23 protein-coding genes and 1 riboswitch are annotated in these 18,951 nt (G+C 66.7%); of the genes, 11 read left to right on the top strand and 12 right to left on the bottom strand.

The annotated features are described in order from the left end of the window. Window positions 1–15: 15 nt before the first annotated feature. The 7 genes from pal to L810_RS04450 all read right to left on the bottom strand — a co-directional run bounded on the left by pal (window position 16) and on the right by L810_RS04450 (window position 5,619). Window positions 16–528 (bottom strand): peptidoglycan-associated lipoprotein Pal, encoded by a 513-nt coding sequence (pal, locus tag L810_RS04480; protein WP_021157174.1) that lies wholly within the window; start codon window positions 526–528, stop codon window positions 16–18. 17 nt (window positions 529–545) lie between these two features. Then, window positions 546–1,841: a Tol-Pal system beta propeller repeat protein TolB gene (tolB, locus tag L810_RS04475; RefSeq protein ID WP_027788267.1), complete on the bottom strand. Its 1,296-nt coding sequence runs from the start codon at window positions 1,839–1,841 to the stop codon at window positions 546–548. A 109-nt stretch (window positions 1,842–1,950) separates the two neighbouring features. Then, on the bottom strand, window positions 1,951–3,021 hold the full coding sequence (gene tolA, locus L810_RS04470) for a cell envelope integrity protein TolA (RefSeq protein WP_021157172.1): 1,071 nt from the start codon (window positions 3,019–3,021) through the stop codon (window positions 1,951–1,953). Next, complete coding sequence (gene tolR / locus L810_RS04465) at window positions 3,018–3,467, bottom strand: protein TolR (protein WP_011351075.1); 450 nt, start codon at window positions 3,465–3,467, stop codon at window positions 3,018–3,020. Before tolR ends, tolA begins: the two co-directional genes overlap by 4 nt. Before the next feature lie 10 nt (window positions 3,468–3,477). Continuing rightward, a complete protein-coding gene (gene tolQ / locus L810_RS04460; RefSeq protein WP_021157170.1) occupies window positions 3,478–4,155 on the bottom strand; it encodes a protein TolQ in 678 nt (225 codons plus the stop codon). A gap of 130 nt (window positions 4,156–4,285) precedes the next feature. After that, window positions 4,286–4,771 carry a tol-pal system-associated acyl-CoA thioesterase gene (gene ybgC, locus L810_RS04455; RefSeq protein WP_042973175.1) on the bottom strand — a complete coding sequence of 162 codons (486 nt, stop codon included), beginning with the start codon at window positions 4,769–4,771 and terminating at the stop codon, window positions 4,286–4,288. A gap of 101 nt (window positions 4,772–4,872) precedes the next feature. Next, a complete protein-coding gene (locus tag L810_RS04450) occupies window positions 4,873–5,619 on the bottom strand; it encodes an SDR family NAD(P)-dependent oxidoreductase (RefSeq protein ID WP_021157168.1) in 747 nt (248 codons plus the stop codon). Window positions 5,620–5,799: 180 nt separating this feature from the next. Beyond that, a riboswitch (ZMP/ZTP riboswitch) is annotated at window positions 5,800–5,900 on the top strand. Window positions 5,901–6,037: 137 nt separating this feature from the next. Between L810_RS04450 and glyA the strand changes: the two genes are divergently transcribed. The 7 genes from glyA (at window position 6,038) to L810_RS04415 (ending at window position 10,826) form a co-directional block, all read left to right on the top strand. Next, a complete protein-coding gene (gene glyA / locus L810_RS04445) occupies window positions 6,038–7,285 on the top strand; it encodes a serine hydroxymethyltransferase (protein ID WP_021157166.1) in 1,248 nt (415 codons plus the stop codon). Between the two features lie 6 nt (window positions 7,286–7,291). Next, window positions 7,292–7,771, top strand: a complete 480-nt coding sequence (gene nrdR / locus L810_RS04440) for a transcriptional regulator NrdR (protein WP_006476792.1) — start codon at window positions 7,292–7,294, stop codon at window positions 7,769–7,771. Window positions 7,772–7,924: 153 nt separating this feature from the next. Continuing rightward, window positions 7,925–8,488 (top strand): GspH/FimT family pseudopilin, encoded by a 564-nt coding sequence (locus tag L810_RS04435; protein ID WP_051392154.1) that lies wholly within the window; start codon window positions 7,925–7,927, stop codon window positions 8,486–8,488. A gap of 5 nt (window positions 8,489–8,493) precedes the next feature. Further along, window positions 8,494–8,895 (top strand): hypothetical protein, encoded by a 402-nt coding sequence (locus L810_RS04430; protein WP_042973170.1) that lies wholly within the window; start codon window positions 8,494–8,496, stop codon window positions 8,893–8,895. Beyond that, window positions 8,885–9,718, top strand: coding sequence for a PilW family protein (locus L810_RS04425; RefSeq protein ID WP_021157163.1), 834 nt, complete (start codon window positions 8,885–8,887; stop codon window positions 9,716–9,718). Before L810_RS04430 ends, L810_RS04425 begins: the two co-directional genes overlap by 11 nt. A gap of 203 nt (window positions 9,719–9,921) precedes the next feature. Beyond that, complete coding sequence (locus L810_RS04420) at window positions 9,922–10,383, top strand: pilus assembly protein (RefSeq protein ID WP_042973188.1); 462 nt, start codon at window positions 9,922–9,924, stop codon at window positions 10,381–10,383. A gap of 14 nt (window positions 10,384–10,397) precedes the next feature. Continuing rightward, entirely contained in the window at window positions 10,398–10,826 is a 429-nt protein-coding gene (locus L810_RS04415) for a type IV pilin protein (RefSeq protein WP_021157161.1), read from the top strand. A gap of 54 nt (window positions 10,827–10,880) precedes the next feature. Here the strand turns inward: L810_RS04415 and L810_RS04410 are convergent, their stop codons facing one another. The 3 genes from L810_RS04410 to L810_RS04400 form a co-directional block, all read right to left on the bottom strand. Then, on the bottom strand, window positions 10,881–11,324 hold the full coding sequence (locus tag L810_RS04410) for a DUF3318 domain-containing protein (RefSeq protein ID WP_021157160.1): 444 nt from the start codon (window positions 11,322–11,324) through the stop codon (window positions 10,881–10,883). 43 nt (window positions 11,325–11,367) lie between these two features. Further along, entirely contained in the window at window positions 11,368–11,757 is a 390-nt protein-coding gene (locus L810_RS04405; RefSeq protein ID WP_021157159.1) for a phage holin family protein, read from the bottom strand. Between the two features lie 122 nt (window positions 11,758–11,879). Then, window positions 11,880–12,182, bottom strand: a complete 303-nt coding sequence (locus L810_RS04400; RefSeq protein ID WP_006494044.1) for a DUF883 family protein — start codon at window positions 12,180–12,182, stop codon at window positions 11,880–11,882. A 318-nt stretch (window positions 12,183–12,500) separates the two neighbouring features. Between L810_RS04400 and L810_RS04395 the strand changes: the two genes are divergently transcribed. After that, a complete protein-coding gene (locus L810_RS04395) occupies window positions 12,501–13,139 on the top strand; it encodes a peroxiredoxin (protein ID WP_021157158.1) in 639 nt (212 codons plus the stop codon). 155 nt (window positions 13,140–13,294) lie between these two features. Here the strand turns inward: L810_RS04395 and L810_RS04390 are convergent, their stop codons facing one another. Continuing rightward, entirely contained in the window at window positions 13,295–14,482 is a 1,188-nt protein-coding gene (locus tag L810_RS04390) for an acyl-CoA dehydrogenase (protein WP_021157157.1), read from the bottom strand. A gap of 127 nt (window positions 14,483–14,609) precedes the next feature. Here L810_RS04390 and L810_RS04385 point away from each other — a divergent pair, with 127 nt between their 5' ends. Beyond that, complete coding sequence (locus L810_RS04385; protein WP_021157156.1) at window positions 14,610–15,401, top strand: IclR family transcriptional regulator; 792 nt, start codon at window positions 14,610–14,612, stop codon at window positions 15,399–15,401. A gap of 159 nt (window positions 15,402–15,560) precedes the next feature. Beyond that, window positions 15,561–15,971, top strand: coding sequence for a GFA family protein (locus L810_RS04380; protein ID WP_021157155.1), 411 nt, complete (start codon window positions 15,561–15,563; stop codon window positions 15,969–15,971). A 135-nt stretch (window positions 15,972–16,106) separates the two neighbouring features. Here L810_RS04380 and L810_RS04375 read toward each other — a convergent pair whose 3' ends face one another. Next, on the bottom strand, window positions 16,107–16,910 hold the full coding sequence (locus L810_RS04375; protein WP_021157154.1) for an EAL domain-containing protein: 804 nt from the start codon (window positions 16,908–16,910) through the stop codon (window positions 16,107–16,109). A 373-nt stretch (window positions 16,911–17,283) separates the two neighbouring features. Here L810_RS04375 and L810_RS04370 point away from each other — a divergent pair, with 373 nt between their 5' ends. Beyond that, a complete protein-coding gene (locus L810_RS04370) occupies window positions 17,284–18,936 on the top strand; it encodes an FAD-dependent oxidoreductase (RefSeq protein ID WP_021157153.1) in 1,653 nt (550 codons plus the stop codon). Window positions 18,937–18,951: the final 15 nt, after the last annotated feature.

Below are 18,951 nucleotides of genomic sequence, written 5' to 3'. Positions count from 1 at the left end.
CGATTCTTCCGTTACTTACTGTTGGTAGACGAGGTCGGCGCGACGGTTCTGCGCCCACGATGCTTCGTCGTGACCCGTTGCCTGCGGCTTTTCCTTGCCGAGGCTCACGGCTTCCATCTGCGAATCGTTCACGCCGAGCAGTGCCATCGCACGACGGACGGCTTCCGCACGCTTCTGGCCCAGCGCGAGGTTGTACTCGCTCGTGCCGCGTTCGTCGGTGTTGCCCTGGATCAGCACGTGGCGCTGCGGGTGGCTCTTCAGGTACTGGGCGTGCTGCTGCATCAGCGACTGGTAGTCGTCCTTCACCGAATAGCTGTCGAAGTCGAAGTAGATGCTGCGCTTCGCGAGCGGGCTGTTCGGGTCGTTCAGCGGATCGACGTTCACTTGCGCGACGTTGTCGGCGCTCGGCTGCGTGCTGACCGCACCCGCGTTGTTGGCCTTGTCGTCGAGCTTCACGCCCGACTTGCACGCTGCGAGCGCGCTGATCATCATCACGGCCAGGGCCAGACGAGCTTTATTCGACATCATGGTTACTCTCCTTGTGGTCATTGCATGAAGGGCCCCCACGACGGCTCACGTACGGAGCCGCCCTGGACGGACAGGATTTGCGGCGGCGCGCTGCCGTCGGAGGGCACTGCTGCCAGAACATTGCGACCACCCGACTGGGTAGCGTACAGAAGGTACTGGCCGTTTGCCGCGAAGCTCGGCGATTCGTCGCGATTCGTATTCGTGATGGCGTTCGCCGCGCCCGATTGCAGATCCTGAACGTACAGCTTGAAGCCCCCGCCCGTGCGGGAGATGTAAGCGAGCAGCTTGCCGTCCGGGCTGATACGCGGACTCGTGTTGTAGCTGCCGGTGAAGGTCACGCGCTGCGCGGCGCCGGCGCTCTCGCCCTGTGCGGGCATCCGGTAGATCTGCGGCGCACCGCCGCGATCGCTCGTGAAGTAGATCCAGCGGCCGTCCGGCGAGTAGAACGGCTCGGTGTCGATCGAGCTGCTCTGCGTGAGGCGGCGCAGGCCGCCGCCCGTCGAATTGACCGAATAGATTTGCGTATTGCCCGTCAGCGACAGCGCGACGGCCAGCGTGTTGCTGTCCGGCGACCATGCCGGTGCGCTGTTGTTGCCCTTCTGGTCGGAGACGATGTAGCGGCGGCCGGTCGGCAGGTCGTGAATGTAGACGATCGGCTTCTTGCGCTCGAACGACACGTACGCGACCTTCGTGCCGCTCGGCGACCACGACGGCGAGATGATCGGCTCGGTGCTCGACAGCGCGATGCGCGCGTTCTGGCCGTCCGAATCCGAGATCTGCAACTGGTAGCGGTTACCGGTCTTGATCACGTACGACAGGCGCGTGGCGAACACGCCGCGCACGCCGAGCAGCTTCTGGTAGATGTAGTCGGCGATCTTGTGGCCGGCCGTGCGCAGCGTGGTGTCGGTGGCCGTCAGCGACAGGCCGCCGAGGCTTTGCTGCTTCACGGTGTCGTACAGGATGAAGTTGACCTTGTACTGGCCGTTCGCCTCGCGGTTCACGCTGCCGGCGACGAACGCATTGGCGCCCTTGGCCTTCCATGCGCCGAGATCGACCGATGCGGTCTCCGGCACGGGCGTGCTGCCTGCGTCGATGTTGGTGAATTTGCCGCTGCGGGCGAGGTCGGCGCGGACGATCGACGTGACCTGCTGCGGCAGGTTCGCCTCGTTCGCGAAATTCGCGGTGGCGATGGGGAACTGGGTCGACCCGACACCGGTGATCAGCACGTTGACCTGGGCGTTAGCGGCGCTGCCCGCCGTAATCAGACACGAGGCCACGAGTGCCCTGAAACCTAGCTTTGTCATCAAACTCATGCTTCTTGCTTCCCGTATGGCTTGGATCGCTGCGCAACGGCAGAGACAGTAAAAATACCCGATTCGTTCCCGTCCGACAGCGACGCCCGGAGTGTAAGCGCATTTCGTTTCACTCCGCCGCCTTGAAGGTAATCGTAATGTCAGACGGGGTACGACCGTTAGAATCGGGCGGCAACGGGACCGATGCGTGGATCGCATTGACCACGGCTTGATCCCACCCCGAATTCCCGCTGGAGCGGGAGACCGATGCGCTCAATACGTCACCGGACGGCGTGCACCGAATCTTGACGACGGTGGTCAGGCCTGCCCGCTCGCCGCCCCAAACGATGTTCGGCTTGACGCGGCGGCGCACCTTGTCGGCATAGCCGGGCGTCGCGGCATTGCCGCCGGAACCCGTACCGGTGCCGCTTTTCGCGAGGCCTTCGCCGCCGCCTTCACCGGCGCCGGACAGGCCCTGCATCTGCGCGAGACGCGCACTGCGCTCGCGGTCGAGCTTCGCGTTCGCCGCCGCATTGGCCTTCGCGCGTGCGGTGGCTTCGGCCTTCGCCTTGGCCTGGGCTTCCGCCTTTGCCTTCGCGGCCGCGTCGGCTTTCGCCTTCGCCGCCTGCTGTGCTTCGAGCTGCGCCTGCTTCTGCTGCTGGAGTTTCTGCTGTTCGAGCTTCTGCTGCTCAAGCTTCTGCTGCTCGGCGAGCTGCTGTTGCCTGAGCTTGTCGGCCTGTTTCTGCCGGTCGCGTTCCGCGGCCTTTTGCGCGGCGAGTGCGGCTGCCTGCTGCGCGGCAAGCTGCGCGCGCCGGGCTTCCTCTTCCTGTTGCGCCTTCAACTGCTGTGCGCGGCGCTGCTGCTCGAGCAGCGCTTCACGCGCGGCCGCTTCCTGCTGCCGCTTCTTCTGCTGCAGCGCGATGTCGGCCTGCTCGTCGCGCACGGGGGGAGCGGGGGGCGCGACCTTCGCGGGCGGCGCGGGCGTGACGACGGGCCGCGGTGCGGGCACGTCGGGCACCTCGGTCCACAGCTCGGCTTCGGCGCCGGCCGGCGTGCTGTTCTGCCACTGCACGCCGTGATAGAGGAACAGCGCGAGCAGCACGTGCATCAGCGCGGCGAGCGCGAATGCGCGCCAGGTACCGCGCTCGCGGGGAGGTTGAGGCGGGTAGGCGGAGCTGCGCGTGGATTGCTGCCGGTTCATTGCGATTTGACGAGGAGGCCGACGCGCTTGACGCCGCGCGCCTTCAGATCGGACATCACGGTCATGACTGCATCGTACTGCACGGTCTTGTCGGCCGCGATCACGACCGGCTGGTCGGGATGATCGGCCTGCCGGGCCACGATGAAGCTGTCGAGCTCGGCCTTCGTCATCGTGTCTTCCTGGGTCGCGCCCGAGTCGCCCTTGTACTTGACGCTCATCGTGCGATCGGCCTTGATGTTGACGACGACGGGCGGCGTCTGCTCCTGCGGCGCGGCGTTGCCGACGGTCGGCAGGTTGATGATCGACGGGGCGACGAGCGGTGCGGTGACCATGAAGATCACGAGCAGCACCAGCATCACGTCGATGTACGGCACGACGTTGATGTCGGCCATTGCACGGCGCGAGCGGCCGCCGCGCATGCTGGATCGGATGGGGCTTCCTGCCATGGCGCGCTCCTTACTGGGCCTGACGCTGCAGGATGTTCGAGAACTCTTCGATGAAGGTCTCGAAGCGGATCGCGAGGCGGTCGATGTCGTGCGCGTAGCGGTTGTACGCGACCACGGCCGGAATCGCGGCGAACAGGCCGATCGCGGTGGCGACGAGCGCCTCGGCGATGCCTGGCGCGACGTTCGCGAGCGTGGCCTGCTGCACGTTCGCGAGGCCGCGGAACGAGTTCATGATCCCCCAGACCGTGCCGAACAGGCCGATGTACGGGCTGACCGAGCCGACCGACGCGAGGAACGCGAGGTTCGCTTCGAGCACGTCCATTTCACGCTGGAACGACGCGCGCATCGCGCGGCGTGCGCCGTCGAGCACGAGGCCCGGATCGCTGATGCGCTTTTCCTTCGCCTTCAGGAACTCGCGCATGCCCGATTCGAAGATCCGCTCGAGCGCGCCGATCGTGTGGCGGTTGTTGGCTGCGCTCTGGTACAGCGCCTGCAGGTCGCCGCCCGACCAGAAATCCTTCTCGAAGCGTTCGGTCTGCGCGCGGGCGCGGCGGATCGCGAACCACTTGCGGAAGATGAAGGTCCACGACATCAGCGACAGCAGCAGCAGCAGCCCCATCACGGCCTGGGCCAGCACGCTCGCGTTGAGGACGAGGGAAATGATCGACAGGTCTTGAGAAGTGTTCATAGAGGTTTGAGTAACGTCCCTTCGGGGCGCCCGGTATGCGTGCGGCGCGGCGCGCCGGCCATGCCTGGCGCCGAACCTTGCTTAGTATCGAATCAGAAAGGCAAGTTCATAGGCTGTGTCTAAACGGCGCTCATGCGAGCTTCGTTGACAGTGCAGTCTGCCCGTCGTCGATGACGGGCCCGCGTTCCAGCGCGTCGAGCACGGCCGGCGGGATCGCCGCGGGCCGGATGCCGGTACGGTCGACGCAACCGAGGCGGATGTGCCCGGCCACGAGCAGCGTGTCTCCACACCAGGCTTCCTGCGTGAACTCCACCGATGCGCGGCCGATGCGTCCGGGCCGGCTCGTGATCGCCAGGGTGTCGTCGAGTCGCGCCGGTGCGCGGTAGTCGAGCGACGTGCTGCGGACGACGAAGATCGCACCGGTATCGTCGGCGAGCCGACGCTGGTCGATGCCGCAGGCGCGCAGCCACTCGGTGCGGGCGCGTTCGAAGAACTTCAGGTAGTTGGCATAGAAGACGATGCCGCCTGCGTCGGTATCCTCGTAGTACACGCGCACCGGCCAGATGAAGCCGGAGGGCGCTTCCGGGGAGCGGGTAGGCTGGGTCATGGCGCGCATTCTACCGGAAGGCAGGAGCCTGATTCGTAACCGATTCGTAACGGAATGTAGTATGCGGTAGCACACTGCTGGCCGGCCCGAAGGGGCCGGCCAGCGGGGCTTCAGCCGCGATGGACGGTCGGGCCGCCGGGTGCTTGCGCGATCGGCATCAGCTCGATCGTGTTGACGTTGACATGCGCCGGGCGCGTCGCGATCCAGTAGATCGTGTCGGCGATGTCCTCAGGCATGAGCGGCTGGACGTTGTTGTAGACGTTCGCCGCTTTTTCGTTGTCGCCGCGATAACGGACGTTCGAGAATTCGGTGCCGCCGCACAGGCCGGGCTCGATGTCGGTGACGCGCAACGGCGTGCCGAGCAGGTCGGCGCGCAGGTTCAGGCTGAATTGTCTGACGAAAGCCTTGGTCGCCCCGTAGACGTTTCCGCCTGCATAAGGGTACGAACCCGCGACCGAGCCGAGATTGAAGATATGGCCGCGGCCGCGCTCGATCATGCCGGGCAGCAGCGCGTGCGTGACCGTGACGAGGCCCGTGCAGTTCGTGTCGATCATCGTGTGCCATTCGTCGAGGCTGGCCTTCTGGGCCGGCTCGACGCCGAGCGCGAGGCCGGCGTTGTTGACGAGCACGTCGAGCGCCGCGAATTCGGCGGGAAGGGCGGCCGGCACGGCCTCGACGGCCGCGCGATCGCGTACGTCGAGCTCGAGTGGCAGAAGGGAATCGCCGAGTTCGGCGGCGAGCGCATCGAGACGATCCTTGCGACGCGCGGTCGCGACGACGCGGTGGCCTCCGTTGACAAAGGCACGGGCGATGGCGGCGCCGAAGCCGGCGGACGCGCCTGTGACGAACACGATCATTGCTGCTCCTGGTCGAAGACAAAATAGCGGGTGATATCCCGCAAGCCTACTGAGAATGCCGCACCGCGGCAAGGCGGCAAAGCGTTCCGGCACGGGCGCGTAGAGTCTGGCCCCAATTGCTTCGGGCGCACCGCCGTGCGGTTGCCTATTCATGACGCATCCAATACACTAACGCGCTCATCACCCCTGCGTGACTGGCGATAGAACCCTTCGGGTTCAAGGTGGAGCATCCCACCGTGAAGCGCGGGGCGCCGTTTTTGCCGTTCGCCTGGGCAGCCGTTGTGCGCCGTCGCGTGCATCGCCGGTGGCTGTCCTGCCTCGCGTCATACGGATTCTTCCGCCACGTCGAGCTGGTCCCGCCAGCAGCGCACCGTACTCGGCCACTTCGGTCAACCTGTACACACTTAACGGAAACCGTATGTTTGACAGAGCCCAAAGCACCATCGCGAACGTCGATCCCGAAATCTTTGCTGCGATCGAGCAGGAAAACCGCCGCCAGGAAGATCACATCGAGCTGATCGCGTCGGAAAACTACACGAGCCCGGCGGTGATGGCCGCGCAGGGTTCGCAGCTCACGAACAAGTACGCGGAAGGTTATCCGGGCAAGCGCTACTACGGCGGCTGCGAATACGTGGACGTGGTCGAGCAGCTGGCGATCGATCGCGTGAAGCAGCTGTTCGGCGCGGAAGCGGCGAACGTGCAGCCGAACTCGGGTTCGCAGGCGAACCAGGGCGTGTTCTTCGCGATGCTCAAGCCGGGCGACACGATCATGGGCATGAGCCTCGCGCACGGCGGCCACCTGACGCACGGTTCGCCGGTGAACATGTCGGGCAAGTGGTTCAACGTGGTGAGCTACGGCCTGAACGAGAACGAAGACATCGATTACGAAGCGGCCGAGAAGCTGGCGCAGGAACACAAGCCGAAGCTGATCGTCGCGGGCGCGTCGGCGTTCTCGCTGAAGATCGATTTCGAGCGTCTGGCGAAGATCGCGAAGTCGGTCGGTGCGTACCTGATGGTCGACATGGCGCACTACGCCGGCCTGATCGCTGCAGGCGTGTACCCGAACCCGGTGCCGCACGCGGACTTCGTGACGACGACGACGCACAAGAGCCTGCGCGGCCCGCGCGGCGGCGTGATCCTGATGAAGGCGGAGTACGAGAAGCCGATCAATTCGGCGATCTTCCCGGGGATCCAGGGCGGCCCGCTGATGCACGTGATAGCGGGCAAGGCGGTGGCGTTCAAGGAAGCCCTGTCGCCGGAATTCAAGGCGTACCAGGAGAAGGTGGTCGAGAACGCACGTGTGCTGGCGGAAACGCTGGTGAAGCGCGGGCTGCGGATCGTGTCGGGCCGCACGGAAAGCCACGTGATGCTGGTCGACCTGCGCGCGAAGAACATCACGGGCAAGGCAGCGGAAGCTGCGCTCGGCGCGGCGCACATCACGGTGAACAAGAACGCGATCCCGAACGATCCGGAAAAGCCGTTCGTGACGAGCGGCGTGCGCCTGGGCTCGCCGGCGATGACGACGCGCGGGTTCGGTCCGGCGGAAGCGGAACAGGTGGGCAACCTGATCGCTGACGTGCTGGACAACCCGGAAGATGCAGCGACGATCGAGCGCGTGCGCGCGCAGGTCGCCGAGCTGACCAAGCGTTTCCCGGTCTATCGCTGATCGACGATGCGCTGCCCGTTCTGCCGGCATGACGACACGCAGGTCGTGGACTCGCGCGTGTCCGAAGATGGCGCCGCGATCCGGCGGCGCCGTCGCTGCTCGGCTTGCGACAAGCGCTTCACGACGTACGAGCGGGTCGAGCTGTCCCTGCCGTTCGTCGTGAAGAAGGACGGCAGCCGCACGGAGTTCGACCGTCGCAAGATCGTCGCCAGCATGCAACTCGCGCTGCGCAAGCGGCCGGTTGCTGCCGACGCGATCGACGCGGCGGTCGCCCGCATCGAGTATCAACTGCTCGCGACAGGCGAGCGCGAAGTGCGTAGCGAGAAGCTCGGCGAACTCGTGATGAACGAGTTGCGCGGCCTCGATACGATCGCTTATGTCCGCTTCGCATCGGTGTATCGCCGGTTCGAGGACGTTTCCGAATTTGCCGACGTGATCGAAGAGTTCCGTCGCGCCTCTCCCGCCAAGACTCCGCGTAAGCGCTGACGCGCTGCGTCCGTTCATCGTCTTCTCCGTTGGATCAGTTCGCGCCGATTGTGTCGGTCGCGATCGCATGCCGCCAGTCGGCCGTTCGGCAAATGGCGCGCGTCCGCACGCGTCGCTACAGTCGTCGCATCACCTTGGCGAAGGACGGCTGCGATGGGACTGCACGCTTTACCCCTGAATAATGTGTTGCGCCGCTCGGGCGGGTTCACGCTCGTCGAGCTGATGGTCGCGCTTTCGCTGGCGGCCGGGCTCGCGCTCCATGCGGCGCCCGCGTTTGATCAGTGGCGCATGCGTGAACGTGTGGATGCACGCTCGCGCGCGTTGCTCGGCGCGCTGTCGTTTGCACGTACCGAGGCGATGCGCCTCGGCGTGCGCGTCACGCTGTGCAGGGCCGGGAGCGGCGGCACCTGTTTGCGTGCGGGTGAGCGGTGCGATCCGGCCGAATGGTCGTGCGACTGGATCGTCAGCGGGCAGGTCGACGGGCAGTCACGCGTGCTGAGGCGCTATCCGCGCGATGTCGAGGTGGCCGTCGCGGGTGCGGCGCACGATCTCGCGTTTGCGCCGCCGGTCGGTCAGGCAATCGGTGGTATCCGGCGCTTCGAATTGAGTCCGCGACGCGACATATCGGGGGCTGACGCGACACGTGCGTCGCGTTGCGTGCGGATCGCGGCAGGTGGCCGGGCGCGGGTTGTCGCCGGCCGCTGCGACGCGGCGTGAGTGTCATGCGCAGCGTAATGCGCGGCACGTCGCTGCTCGAAGCGATGCTGGCCGTCGCGCTCCTCGCGGCCGTCATGCTGGCCGTGGCGGGCAGCCAGCTTGCGATGGCGCGTGCGCAGCGCGCGACGATCTGGCGTGAACGCGCGCTGTGGCTGGCTGATGCGCGTATCGAGCGCTTGCACGTGGCCGCGCAGGCTGACGATGGCCTCGCGGCGCGGGCCGCGGCGTCGCTGCCTGGTGGCGCGATGACGCGTGGCGATGGGCCGGGTGGCGTCAGCTACGCGGTTGTCGGCTGGCGCGGCGGTCATGCGGCTACCGGGCCGCGATGCGATGCGACGGGCAGGCCGGCGCAGCTGTCGTCTTGCGTCCGGATTCCGTATCGGGAGACTGACGCCGATGAACGCTGATCGCCGCACGCGTGCGCATACGCTGCTTGAAGTATTGATTGCGATGACCGTCGGTCTGCTCGTGCTCGTGGCGGCCGGTGCGCTGCTCCACGCGCAGCGCATCGCCCAGCGGCGTGCGGACGACGGGTTCCGGATGCGCGATGCGGCCGGCACCGCACTGATGCTGATCGGCCAGCAGATCCAGATGGCAGGATTCCGGCCGCTCGATGCAGGGGGCGTGTCGTCGTTGCCGCCGGTGTTCGGCTGTTCGATGGCGCGTGTGAGGGGAAGTGGCGCGCAAGTGCGGTGCGAGCCCGTGCGCGCTGTATCGGACGCGCTGCTGGTCCGGTATGTCGGCGACGCCGTGTCGACGTGGGCCACCGTTAGCGGCCAGGTGCCGGATTGCCTCGGGCAGGGTATTGGCGGGGCCGGCGAACGTGCGCCGGTGGAGAACCGCTTCGATGTGCACGTTAGTCCGTCGACGGGTGAGCCCGAACTGTATTGCGAAGGAAACGGCCGTCCGGGCACGCCGCAGCCGGTCGTGTCGGGAATCGATCAGTTGCGGGTGCGCTATCTTCGTCGCGGAGGCACGCAGTTCGTCGATGCCGATGCCATGCGCGTCGACGACTGGCGCGAGGTCGTGGCCGTGCATGTCTGCGTGCGGGCGCGCGGTGAACCGTCGGGCGAGCCGGCGCGGCACGTCGACTGCGATGGTCGCACCGTCGTTGCACAAGACGGCCGCGCGCGCATGACGCTCGATCGCATCGTCGCGTTGAGGAATGTCGCGGGCGCATTCGACGATACGCCGCGCGATGCAATGGATGAACGCGAGGTGCCGCGATGAGCGGAGCGGGGCGGTACGCGCCGCAGCGGTCGGGATGCGGCGCGGCAGGCAACACCCGCGAGCGTATCGCGACAAGTGGCGAAGACCTGCGGCGGGCTGCGGGTGCGGAGGCCCTGGCGTCGAGACGGCGAGCGCCGCACCTGCGCTTGCGGTCAACCAGCCGCGATCGGCGTCGCGAAGCGGGCCTTGCATTGCCCGCGGTGATCGCGGTCGGCGCGGCGGTTGCGGCGTTGACAGGCACGTGGTTCGAGGCTGCGCTGACGGAATCGCGCCGCACGCGCGTGTTGTCCGATCGGCTGGTCGCATTTCACGCGGCCGATGCCGCGCTTGCTGCGTGCACAGCGCGATTGCGCCGGGGCTCGGCGCCCTACGTAAGCGAAGGCGAGTCGCATGAGGAGCCCGACGCGTGGCGGCGCGCGCCGGCGCTGGCGGCGGCCGAAGCGTTCGCGCCGTTCGCAGGATGGCCGGCGGTCGGGCAACCGCCACGATGCCTGATCGAAGCGTGGCGCGGGGCAGGGCCGGCCGATGCCCGTGCGTACGTGGTCACCGCGCGCGGTGTCGGTGCGCATGCATCGAGCGCCGTCTGGCTGCAGCATCAGGTCGCGATCCGCGACGGACACATCGTCGCCTTGCGCTGGCGTCACGTCGCGACGGTGCTTCGATGAGCGGTGGCCCATCCATGCAACGCGCGGCGGGATTCACGCTGATCGAGCTGATGATCGTGCTCGCGATCGTCGCGGTGCTGGCCGGATGGGGTATCCCGTCGTATCGCGAGCAGGTGGCGCGCGCTCATCGCGCATCGGCAGTCGCCGCGCTGTACCGGGCGGCCCAATATTTCGAAGCACTGGAGGGCGTACCGCCTTCGGCATTGCCCACGGCACTCGCGCAAGCGCCGCCGGACGGCCGCGCGGTCTATCGTTTGGCGCTCCGGCGGCCGGACGGCGACGATTCGGCCGTGAGCTACGAGCTGGAAGCCATCCCGCTCGACACCGGCCCGATGCACGGCGATGCATGCGGCGCGTTCACGTTGCGCTCGGACGGGACGAAAGGCAATGTCCGAAGTGATGCCGTCGACGGACAGGTCGCCGCGTGCTGGGGTGTGCGTTGAGTTCGAACGAAAGGCGCGCCACGGCGGATGGCCGTGCGCGCAGGATGCCGACGATCAGTCGTCGTGCGCGTCGAGCCCGCGCTCGTCGCGGGACGCCTTCCAGATCCGGTAGACCTCCCATGCAGCGAAACCGAGGGTGCCCCACTTCAGCGCGGGCCCCGCGCTCGCGCGCAGCAGCGAGCGAACGGGTTTGGCGAGCACGAGCGATGCGAGCGAACTCAGCATCGGATACTGGTTGACGAGCTGGCCGAGGCTCGCGTTCAGGTTCCTGGCGGACTGGCCGAACTTGTTGCTGGACAGGCCGGGGATGAACACCTTGAGCCAGCTGAAGCGCGTGACGGCCTGGCGCATTTCGCCGGCGGCTTCCGCGAGTTCGAGCCGCTCGACTTCGGATCGCAGGATCAACAGTTCCTTGCGGAGCGCGCGATGCTGCGACGCGCTCCAGTTCGATCGCGACGAATGGGAGCGGGGGGAATTGCCCGTGACGTTCTGGCTCATGGCGCGTCGGCGAAGTAGGTGGGAGGGGTGAGCGCGACTGCGTTCACGGCTTGCCGCGGAACAGTTCGCGGTCTTTCTCGAGTTCGGCGAGCGTCGCCTCGAATACGGTCGGCGCGTCGCGCAGGCCCGAGCGGGCTTTCAGTGCGCACGCGATCCCGCCTGCGGCATAGAGCGCGGTGATCGCCGCGAGCGATTGCCAGCGGTAGGTATCCCAGAACGCGATCGCGACGAGTACGGTCAGGCTGATGAGTGCCATCGTCGCGAGCATCATCGCGGCGAGCCCGAGGAACAGCACGCCCATCAGGCGCTCCTTCTCCTCGGCAAGCTCGATGCCCACCAGTTCGAGGCGCGTTTGCAAAAGCCCGATCGCGGAGCCGACGAGGCGGCGCAGCGGTCCTTGGCCGGACGGCTGCGAGGTGGTGTCTGTCGTCATGGGTAAGGTGCGTGCGCGTGCAGTGTGCAGCTAGGACAAAGCCGGCCGGCGGAAACCGCCGGCTGGCTTCGACGCCCGCAGGCCGCGTGAAGCGGCCCGCGGGACGGAACGCGCAGGGCGCGTTACTTGCGGTTGATCAGCAGGCCGATCAGCACCCCGACGCCGGCGGCGACGCCGATCGACGTCCACGGATGCTCGTGCACGTAATCGTCGGTCGCGCGGGCGGCCTTCTTGCCTTTCTCGACCACGACGACCTGGACGTCGGCTGCCTTTTCCTTGGCCTGCTTCAGGCGCGACATGGCTTTCTCGCGCAGCTCGGCCGCACGGTCGCCCGTGCTGCTCGCAGCTTGCTTGAGCAGGTCTTCGGCGTCCGAGAGAACGGTTTTGATATCCGACATCAGTTTCTCCTTGTTGATTTCCGACATTGCAACTCCCTTCATGCTGTCATGCTGCAGGTTCACATCGTAGCGAAACGCCTGCCTGCTGGCGAGCCGGGAAGAAACACGACGGCAGCGCAAGACCGCATGGTAAACGATTTGTAATCATCAACAGAGCGGCAAACGGGGTGAAAAGTTTCCCGCAGGGCTACCCGCGCTGCACCGGTACCGCGCAAAAATGACAAAAAAGTATGAATATCAAACGGAATAATCGTTCGCATGCCCCATTGCTTCCCGTAAGCTGACAGACTTTCCCGCGCCGACCCGGGCGCGGTTTCAACCAGCATCGTTCGAGGAGGGAACATCATGAGTCTGCGTCTTGGCGACATCGCACCGGATTTCGAGCAGGAATCGAGCCTGGGCCCGATCAAGTTTCACGAGTGGCTGGGTGACGGCTGGGGTGTCCTGTTCTCCCATCCGGCCGACTACACGCCGGTATGCACGACCGAACTCGGGCTGACCTCGAAACTGAAGGGCGAATTCGAGAAGCGCAACGTGAAGGTGATCGCGCTGTCGGTCGACGGTGTCGAATCGCACAAGGGCTGGATCAACGACATCAACGAAACGCAGTCGACGGTCGTTGGCTTCCCGATCATCGCCGATGCGGACCGCAAGGTTTCGCAGCTGTACGACATGATCCACCCGAACGCGAACGAAACGCTGACGGTGCGTTCGCTGTTCGTGATCGACCCGAACAAGAAGGTGCGGCTCATCATCACGTATCCGGCCAGCACGGGGCGCAACTTCGACGAAGTGCTGCGCGTGATCGACTCGCTGCAACTGACCGACAACTACAAGGTCGCGACGCCCGGCAACTGGAAGGATGGCGACGACGTCGTGATCGTGCCATCGCTGCAGGATCCGGAAGAGCTGAAGAAGCGCTTCCCGAAGGGCTTCAAAGCAGTGCGCCCGTATCTGCGCCTCACGCCGCAGCCGAACAAGTAAGCATCGGCGGCACGTGAACGCGATACCGGGCCGCCGGCCCGGAGCGCGGATCCGATGAAAAACGGCCCGCCCGGCAGTGATGCCGGGCGGGCTGTGTCTTTTATGCGTGCGCGGCGCGGTGCGGCGTGGCTGCCGGGCGCGCCGCATCCGGCCGGTCAGAAGAACGCCTGGATGCCCGTCTGCGCGCGGCCGAGGATCAGCGCGTGGATGTCGTGCGTGCCTTCGTAGGTGTTGACCACTTCGAGGTTCACGAGGTGGCGCGCGACGCCGAATTCGTCGGAGATGCCGTTGCCGCCGAGCATGTCGCGCGCGAGCCGGGCGATGTCGAGCGCCTTGCCGCACGAGTTGCGCTTCATGATCGAAGTGATTTCGACGGCCGCCGTGCCTTCGTCCTTCATCCGGCCGAGGCGCAACACGCCTTGCAGGCCGAGCGTGATTTCGGTCTGCATGTCCGCGAGCTTTTTCTGGATCAGCTGGTTCGCGGCGAGCGGCCGGCCGAACTGCTGGCGGTCGAGCACGTACTGGCGCGCGGTGTGCCAGCACGACTCGGCGGCGCCCAGCGCGCCCCAGGCGATCCCGTAGCGGGCCGAGTTCAGGCACGTGAACGGGCCGCGCAGGCCGCTCACGTTCGGCATCAGGTTCTCTTCCGGTACGAACACCTCGTCGAGGACGATCTCGCCGGTGATCGATGCGCGCAGCCCGACCTTGCCGTGGATCGCAGGCGCCGACAGGCCCTTCCAGCCCTTTTCGAGGATGAAACCACGGATCGCGTCCTTGCCGTTCTCCTCGAGCTTCGCCCACACGACGAACACGTCGGCGATCGGCGAGTTCGTGATCCACATCTTCGCGCCGGACAGCGAGTAGCCGCCGGGCACCTTCTTCGCGCGGGTGACCATGCTGCCCGGGTCGGAGCCATGGTTCGGCTCGGTCAGCCCGAAGCAGCCGATCCATTCACCGGTCGCGAGCTTCGGCAGGTATTTCTGCTTCTGCGCGTCGGAGCCGAATTCGTAAATCGGCACCATCACGAGCGACGACTGGACGGACATCATCGACCGGTAGCCCGAATCGACGCGTTCGACTTCGCGCGCGATCAGTCCGTAGCTCACGTAATTGAGGCCGGGGCCGCCGTATTCCTCGGGAATCGTCGGGCCGAGCAGGCCGACTTCGCCCATCTCGCGGAAGATTTCAGCGTCGGTGCGCTCGTGGCGGAACGCCTCGGTGACGCGCGGGGCAAGCTTGTCCTGCGCATAAGCCTGCGCCGCGTCGCGCACCATCCGCTCTTCTTCGGTCAGTTGCTGGTCGAGCAGCAGCGGATCGTCCCAATGAAAAGTTGCAGCACTCATCGTCTCATCTCCTGTCGGGCAGAGCCGGCGCTTCAGCGCTTGCTCCGGCCCCATGCCAAAAGTTCGCTTGACTCGTGTTCCGCTGTGCGGAACAATGTTTTGCAAATCGAACCCAGTGTAGCACCAGATGACACTTTCAACCATCGACGAAACCACGATCGACGAGCGCAAGTTCGTCGTCGCGCTCGCGCGCGGGCTCGACCTGCTGCGCGCATTCCGGCCCGGCGAGACGATGCTCGGCAACCGCGACTTCGCGGAGCGCACGGGGCTGCCGAAGGCGACCGTGAACCGGCTCGCCTATACGCTGACCGTGCTCGGCTACCTGCGCTACGACGAGACGCTCGGAAAGTATGCGCTCGACGCCGGCGTGCTGTCGCTCGGCTACGCGCTGCTGTCCGGCTCGGGGACGCTCGACCTCGCGCGGCCGCACATGCAGGCGCTCGCGCGCGACATCGGCGCGGCCGTGTCGCTCGGCTGCCGCGACGGGCTCGACATGATCTATCTGGAGACGATCCGCAGCGAGACCGCGCTGACGCTCGGGCTCGCGCCCGGTTCGCGGCTGTCGATGCTGACGAGTTCAATGGGGCGCGCGTACCTGGCCGTGCAGCCGGAAGACGTGCGCCGCGCGCTCTATGCGGAACTGCACCGCGCGGCCGGCGGCGCGGCCGACGCCGATGCGCTCGTCGCCGCCGCGCAGCACGCGGTGGCCGAGTTCCCGGCGGGCGGTTGCTGTTATTCGTTCCGGGCGTGGCACATGGACGTCAACGCGGCGGCCGTGCCGTTTCGCGAGCCGCGCGAGGGGCGCTGGCTGATCCTGAGCTGCAGCGGCCCCGCATCGTCGATGGACGAGGAGGTGTTTCGCACGCAGGTCGGGCCGAAGCTGAAGGCGCTCGCGCAGCGGCTCGGGCAGACGGCCTGAGAAACGCGGCGCGCGTTGCCCTCGCACCGCCACCGCGTCGTCGCCGGTGAAGGTGTTGGTGATGGTGACGGCGGGTGACGGACGGCTGCCGCCGTCTCTTGTGCCGCGCTCGAACCGCGCTCATCATCGTTCGCCAGCTTCCCGACGACGAGGTCTGCGATGTCTCACCCCGAATCCATGGAAGGCGGATGCGCGTGCGGCGCGATCCGCTACCGTATCGCCCAGGTCCCGACCGACGCCGGCTTCTGCCATTGCCGGCTCTGCCAGCGCACGACCGGTGCGGCGGTCGTCGCATCGGCATCGGTGCCGATCGACGCGTTCGAATACCTGCAGGGCGAACCGACCGTCTACGCGTCGAGCGCGTGGGGCGAGCGGCGCTTCTGCGGCTGTTGCGGCGCGCAGCTCGAATACCGGCTGAGCGACGCGCCGAAAACGGTCGAGATCAATTACGCCACGCTCGATGAGCCGTCGCGGCTACGTCCGGCGTGGCACGTCTGGTATGGGGATCGTTTCCCGGGCATCGAGATCGACGACGATCTGCCCAAGTACGACGATGGTGGAAGCGAGTAAGCGGTAACCGTCTGCACCGACGGGCAGGCGTCGCGCCAGGCCACCCGATCGCTTCATCCTTCTTCAAGCGGCGCCACACCCTCGCCGCGCATCCGGCGCGCCGCTCCCCGCGTGCGCCGGCTACCTCCTGTCCGTTCAGGCCGTCACGACCTTCGCGAACACGGGCCCCTGCATGAACCGCACGTCGTGCTGGCGCAGCAGCTCGCACTGCGTTTCGTCGACGACGCCGTCGAAGATCAGCGGAATCCGCACGCGCTGCGCATATGCGACGAGCGCCTTGACCATCCCGTCGCGCAACGCGATGCCCGCATCCATCTTGATGTAGTCGGGGCGCGCCATGTCGGATTCGACCGCGAGGATGCGGCCCGGGTCGGGCAGCTTGTCCGCCACCTTGAAGCCGTGATGCTGGTAGCTGCGTGTCAGGTAGCCGAGGAAGGTCTTGTGCGCGACCGCGACCGCCGGCAGCTCGATCACGATCCGCTCGGGCGGCAGCCCGAAGCGCTGCAGCACCGACGAGAAATGCTTGCCGTGGTCGTACTTCACGCTCTTCAGCAGGCGTTCGTGCACGCGCAGGAACAACAACCCGTGGCGCTGCGCGCCGAAGAAATTGATTGCGTGCAGCGCGCGCGACAGGCGGTCGATCGCCACGAGCGTCTGGTCGTCGACAGCCGAGTCGACCGGATCGTGCGGCGCGCCCGTGACGACCGTCACGGCCTGGAAGCCGAGTTCGTCGCCATAGCGCTCGATGGCGTCGGCGAACGACGTCGATTGCGGCGCGCCCGGCATCGTCACGTCGTAGATCGGTTCATAGGCGCTGCCGAGCGTGCGCTCGGGCAGGTTCGCGCTTGCGGTGCCGCCATCGGCGAGCGCGAGGTGATCCCGCAGATACGGCAGTTGCCCGGCACGGGCGACCAGCTCGGGAATGGTGGGCGGAATCATCGGCGTGAGAAGGAAAAACGGCGGCCGAACGGGCCGCCTCGTAGCTTGATATTAGCAGTGCCGGCCAAGCTCGGCTCGGCGTTTCACTTATATGGTTATCCCGTCTTCGCGCCTCCGCCTAGGGTTTACGTTGATTTCACTATTCGTAATTGGTTTTACTATTCGTAAATCCAGAATTTGTCGCCGATCAAGAAATGCGGCAGGCGGGCGCCGCGAAACGGCGCCGTTCGCGAATCAACAGGAAGCAAGGAGCGAGACGTGGCGGTTGACAGGAATGGCACGCGGGACGGCGGCGCGGCGCGCCGGCAGGCGACGGGCGGGATGACGGGCGAGCCGGCGCGCGCCCGGCAGGGTTGAGGGGCGGACGGCGACCATGAGCATCGATTACCAGACGCTGAAGTTCGAATACCGTCCGCGTGCGCAGGACGCAACCGTTCACCCGGTGATCGTCGTCGGCGCGGGCCCGGTGGGCCTCGCGGCGGCGATCGACCTCGCGCAGCAGGGTGTGCCCGTCGTGCTGCTCGACGACGACGACACGCTGTCCACCGGCTCGCGCGCGATCTGCTTCGCGAAGCGCACGCTCGAGATCTTCGACCGGCTCGGCTGCGGCGAGCGCTTCGTCGACAAGGGTGTCAGCTGGCACGTCGGCAAGGTGTTCCTGCAGGACGAGCAGCTGTACGCATTCGACCTGCTGCCCGAGGAAGGGCATGCGCGCCCCGCGTTCATCAACCTGCAGCAGTACTACGTCGAAGGTTATCTGGCCGATCGTGCGTTCGAGCTGCCGAACATCGATATCCGCTGGAAGCACAAGGTGACGGGCGTCGAGCAGGCGGCCGAACACGCGGTGCTGACGATCGAGACGCCGGAAGGCCTCGCGACGCTGCGCGCGCAGTACGTGATCGCGGCCGACGGCTCGCGCAGCCCGATGCGCACGATGATGGGCCTCGAAAGCCACGGCCGCACGTTCAAGGACCGCTTCCTGATCGCCGACGTGAAGATGAAGGCGGAGTTTCCGACCGAGCGCTGGTTCTGGTTCGACCCGCCGTTCCACCCCAATCAGTCGGTGCTGCTGCATCGCCAGCCCGACAACGTGTGGCGCATCGACTTCCAGCTCGGCTGGGATGCCGATCCGGTCGCCGAGAAGCAGCCGGAGCGCGTGATCCCGCGCGTGCGCGCGCTGCTCGGGCCGGACGTCGAGTTCGAGCTCGAATGGGTGAGCGTCTATACGTTCCGCTGCCAGCGGATGGATACGTTCCGTCACGGCCGCGTGCTGTTCGCGGGCGACTCCGCGCACGGCGTGTCGCCGTTCGGCGCGCGCGGCGCGAACAGCGGCGTGCAGGACGCCGACAACCTCGCCTGGAAGCTGAAGCTCGTGCTCGATGGGCGTTCGGCCGACAGCCTGCTCGATACGTATGCGAGCGAGCGCGAGTTCGCGGCCGATGAGAACATCCGCAACTCGACGCGCTCGACGGACTTCATCACGCCGAAAAGCCCGGTGTCGCGCGTATTCCGCGACGCGACGCTGAAGCTCGCGCGCGACTGCGAGTTCGCGCGCAAGCTCGTGAACAGCGGCCGCCTGTCGGTGCCGGCGGTGCTGGCCGACTCGCCGCTGAACACGCCGGACCGTAATGGCGACGCATTCGCGGGTGCGATGCGCCCGGGCGCGGCGGCAGCCGATGCGCCGGTGCGTGCACAGGGCGCGCCGGGCTGGCTGCTGCGGCATCTGGGCAGCGGCTTCACCGGCGTGCTGTTCGGGCTGCCGGGCGATGCGGGCGCGCTCGCGCAGGCGCTCGACGGCCTCGCGCTGCCGGTGCTGCCCGTGCTCGTGGTGCCGGCCGGGCACGCGCAGCCGGTCGCGGGTGTCGACGTCGTGGAGGACGTCGACGGTTTCGCCGCGCAACGCTACGACGCGAAGCCCGGCACGTTCTACCTGCTGCGCCCCGACCAGCATGTCTGTGCCCGCATGCGCACGCTCGAGCGCCAGGCGCTTGCCGACGCGCTGGCGCGCGCGACCTGCGCACGCTGAATACGATAAAGACAC

This window comes from Burkholderia sp. AU4i, from assembly GCF_000466765.1.
Classification (GTDB): domain Bacteria; phylum Pseudomonadota; class Gammaproteobacteria; order Burkholderiales; family Burkholderiaceae; genus Burkholderia; species Burkholderia cepacia.
The sequence above is the reverse complement of the archived record's forward strand: the minus strand, read 5'-3'. Positions and strand labels throughout refer to the sequence as shown.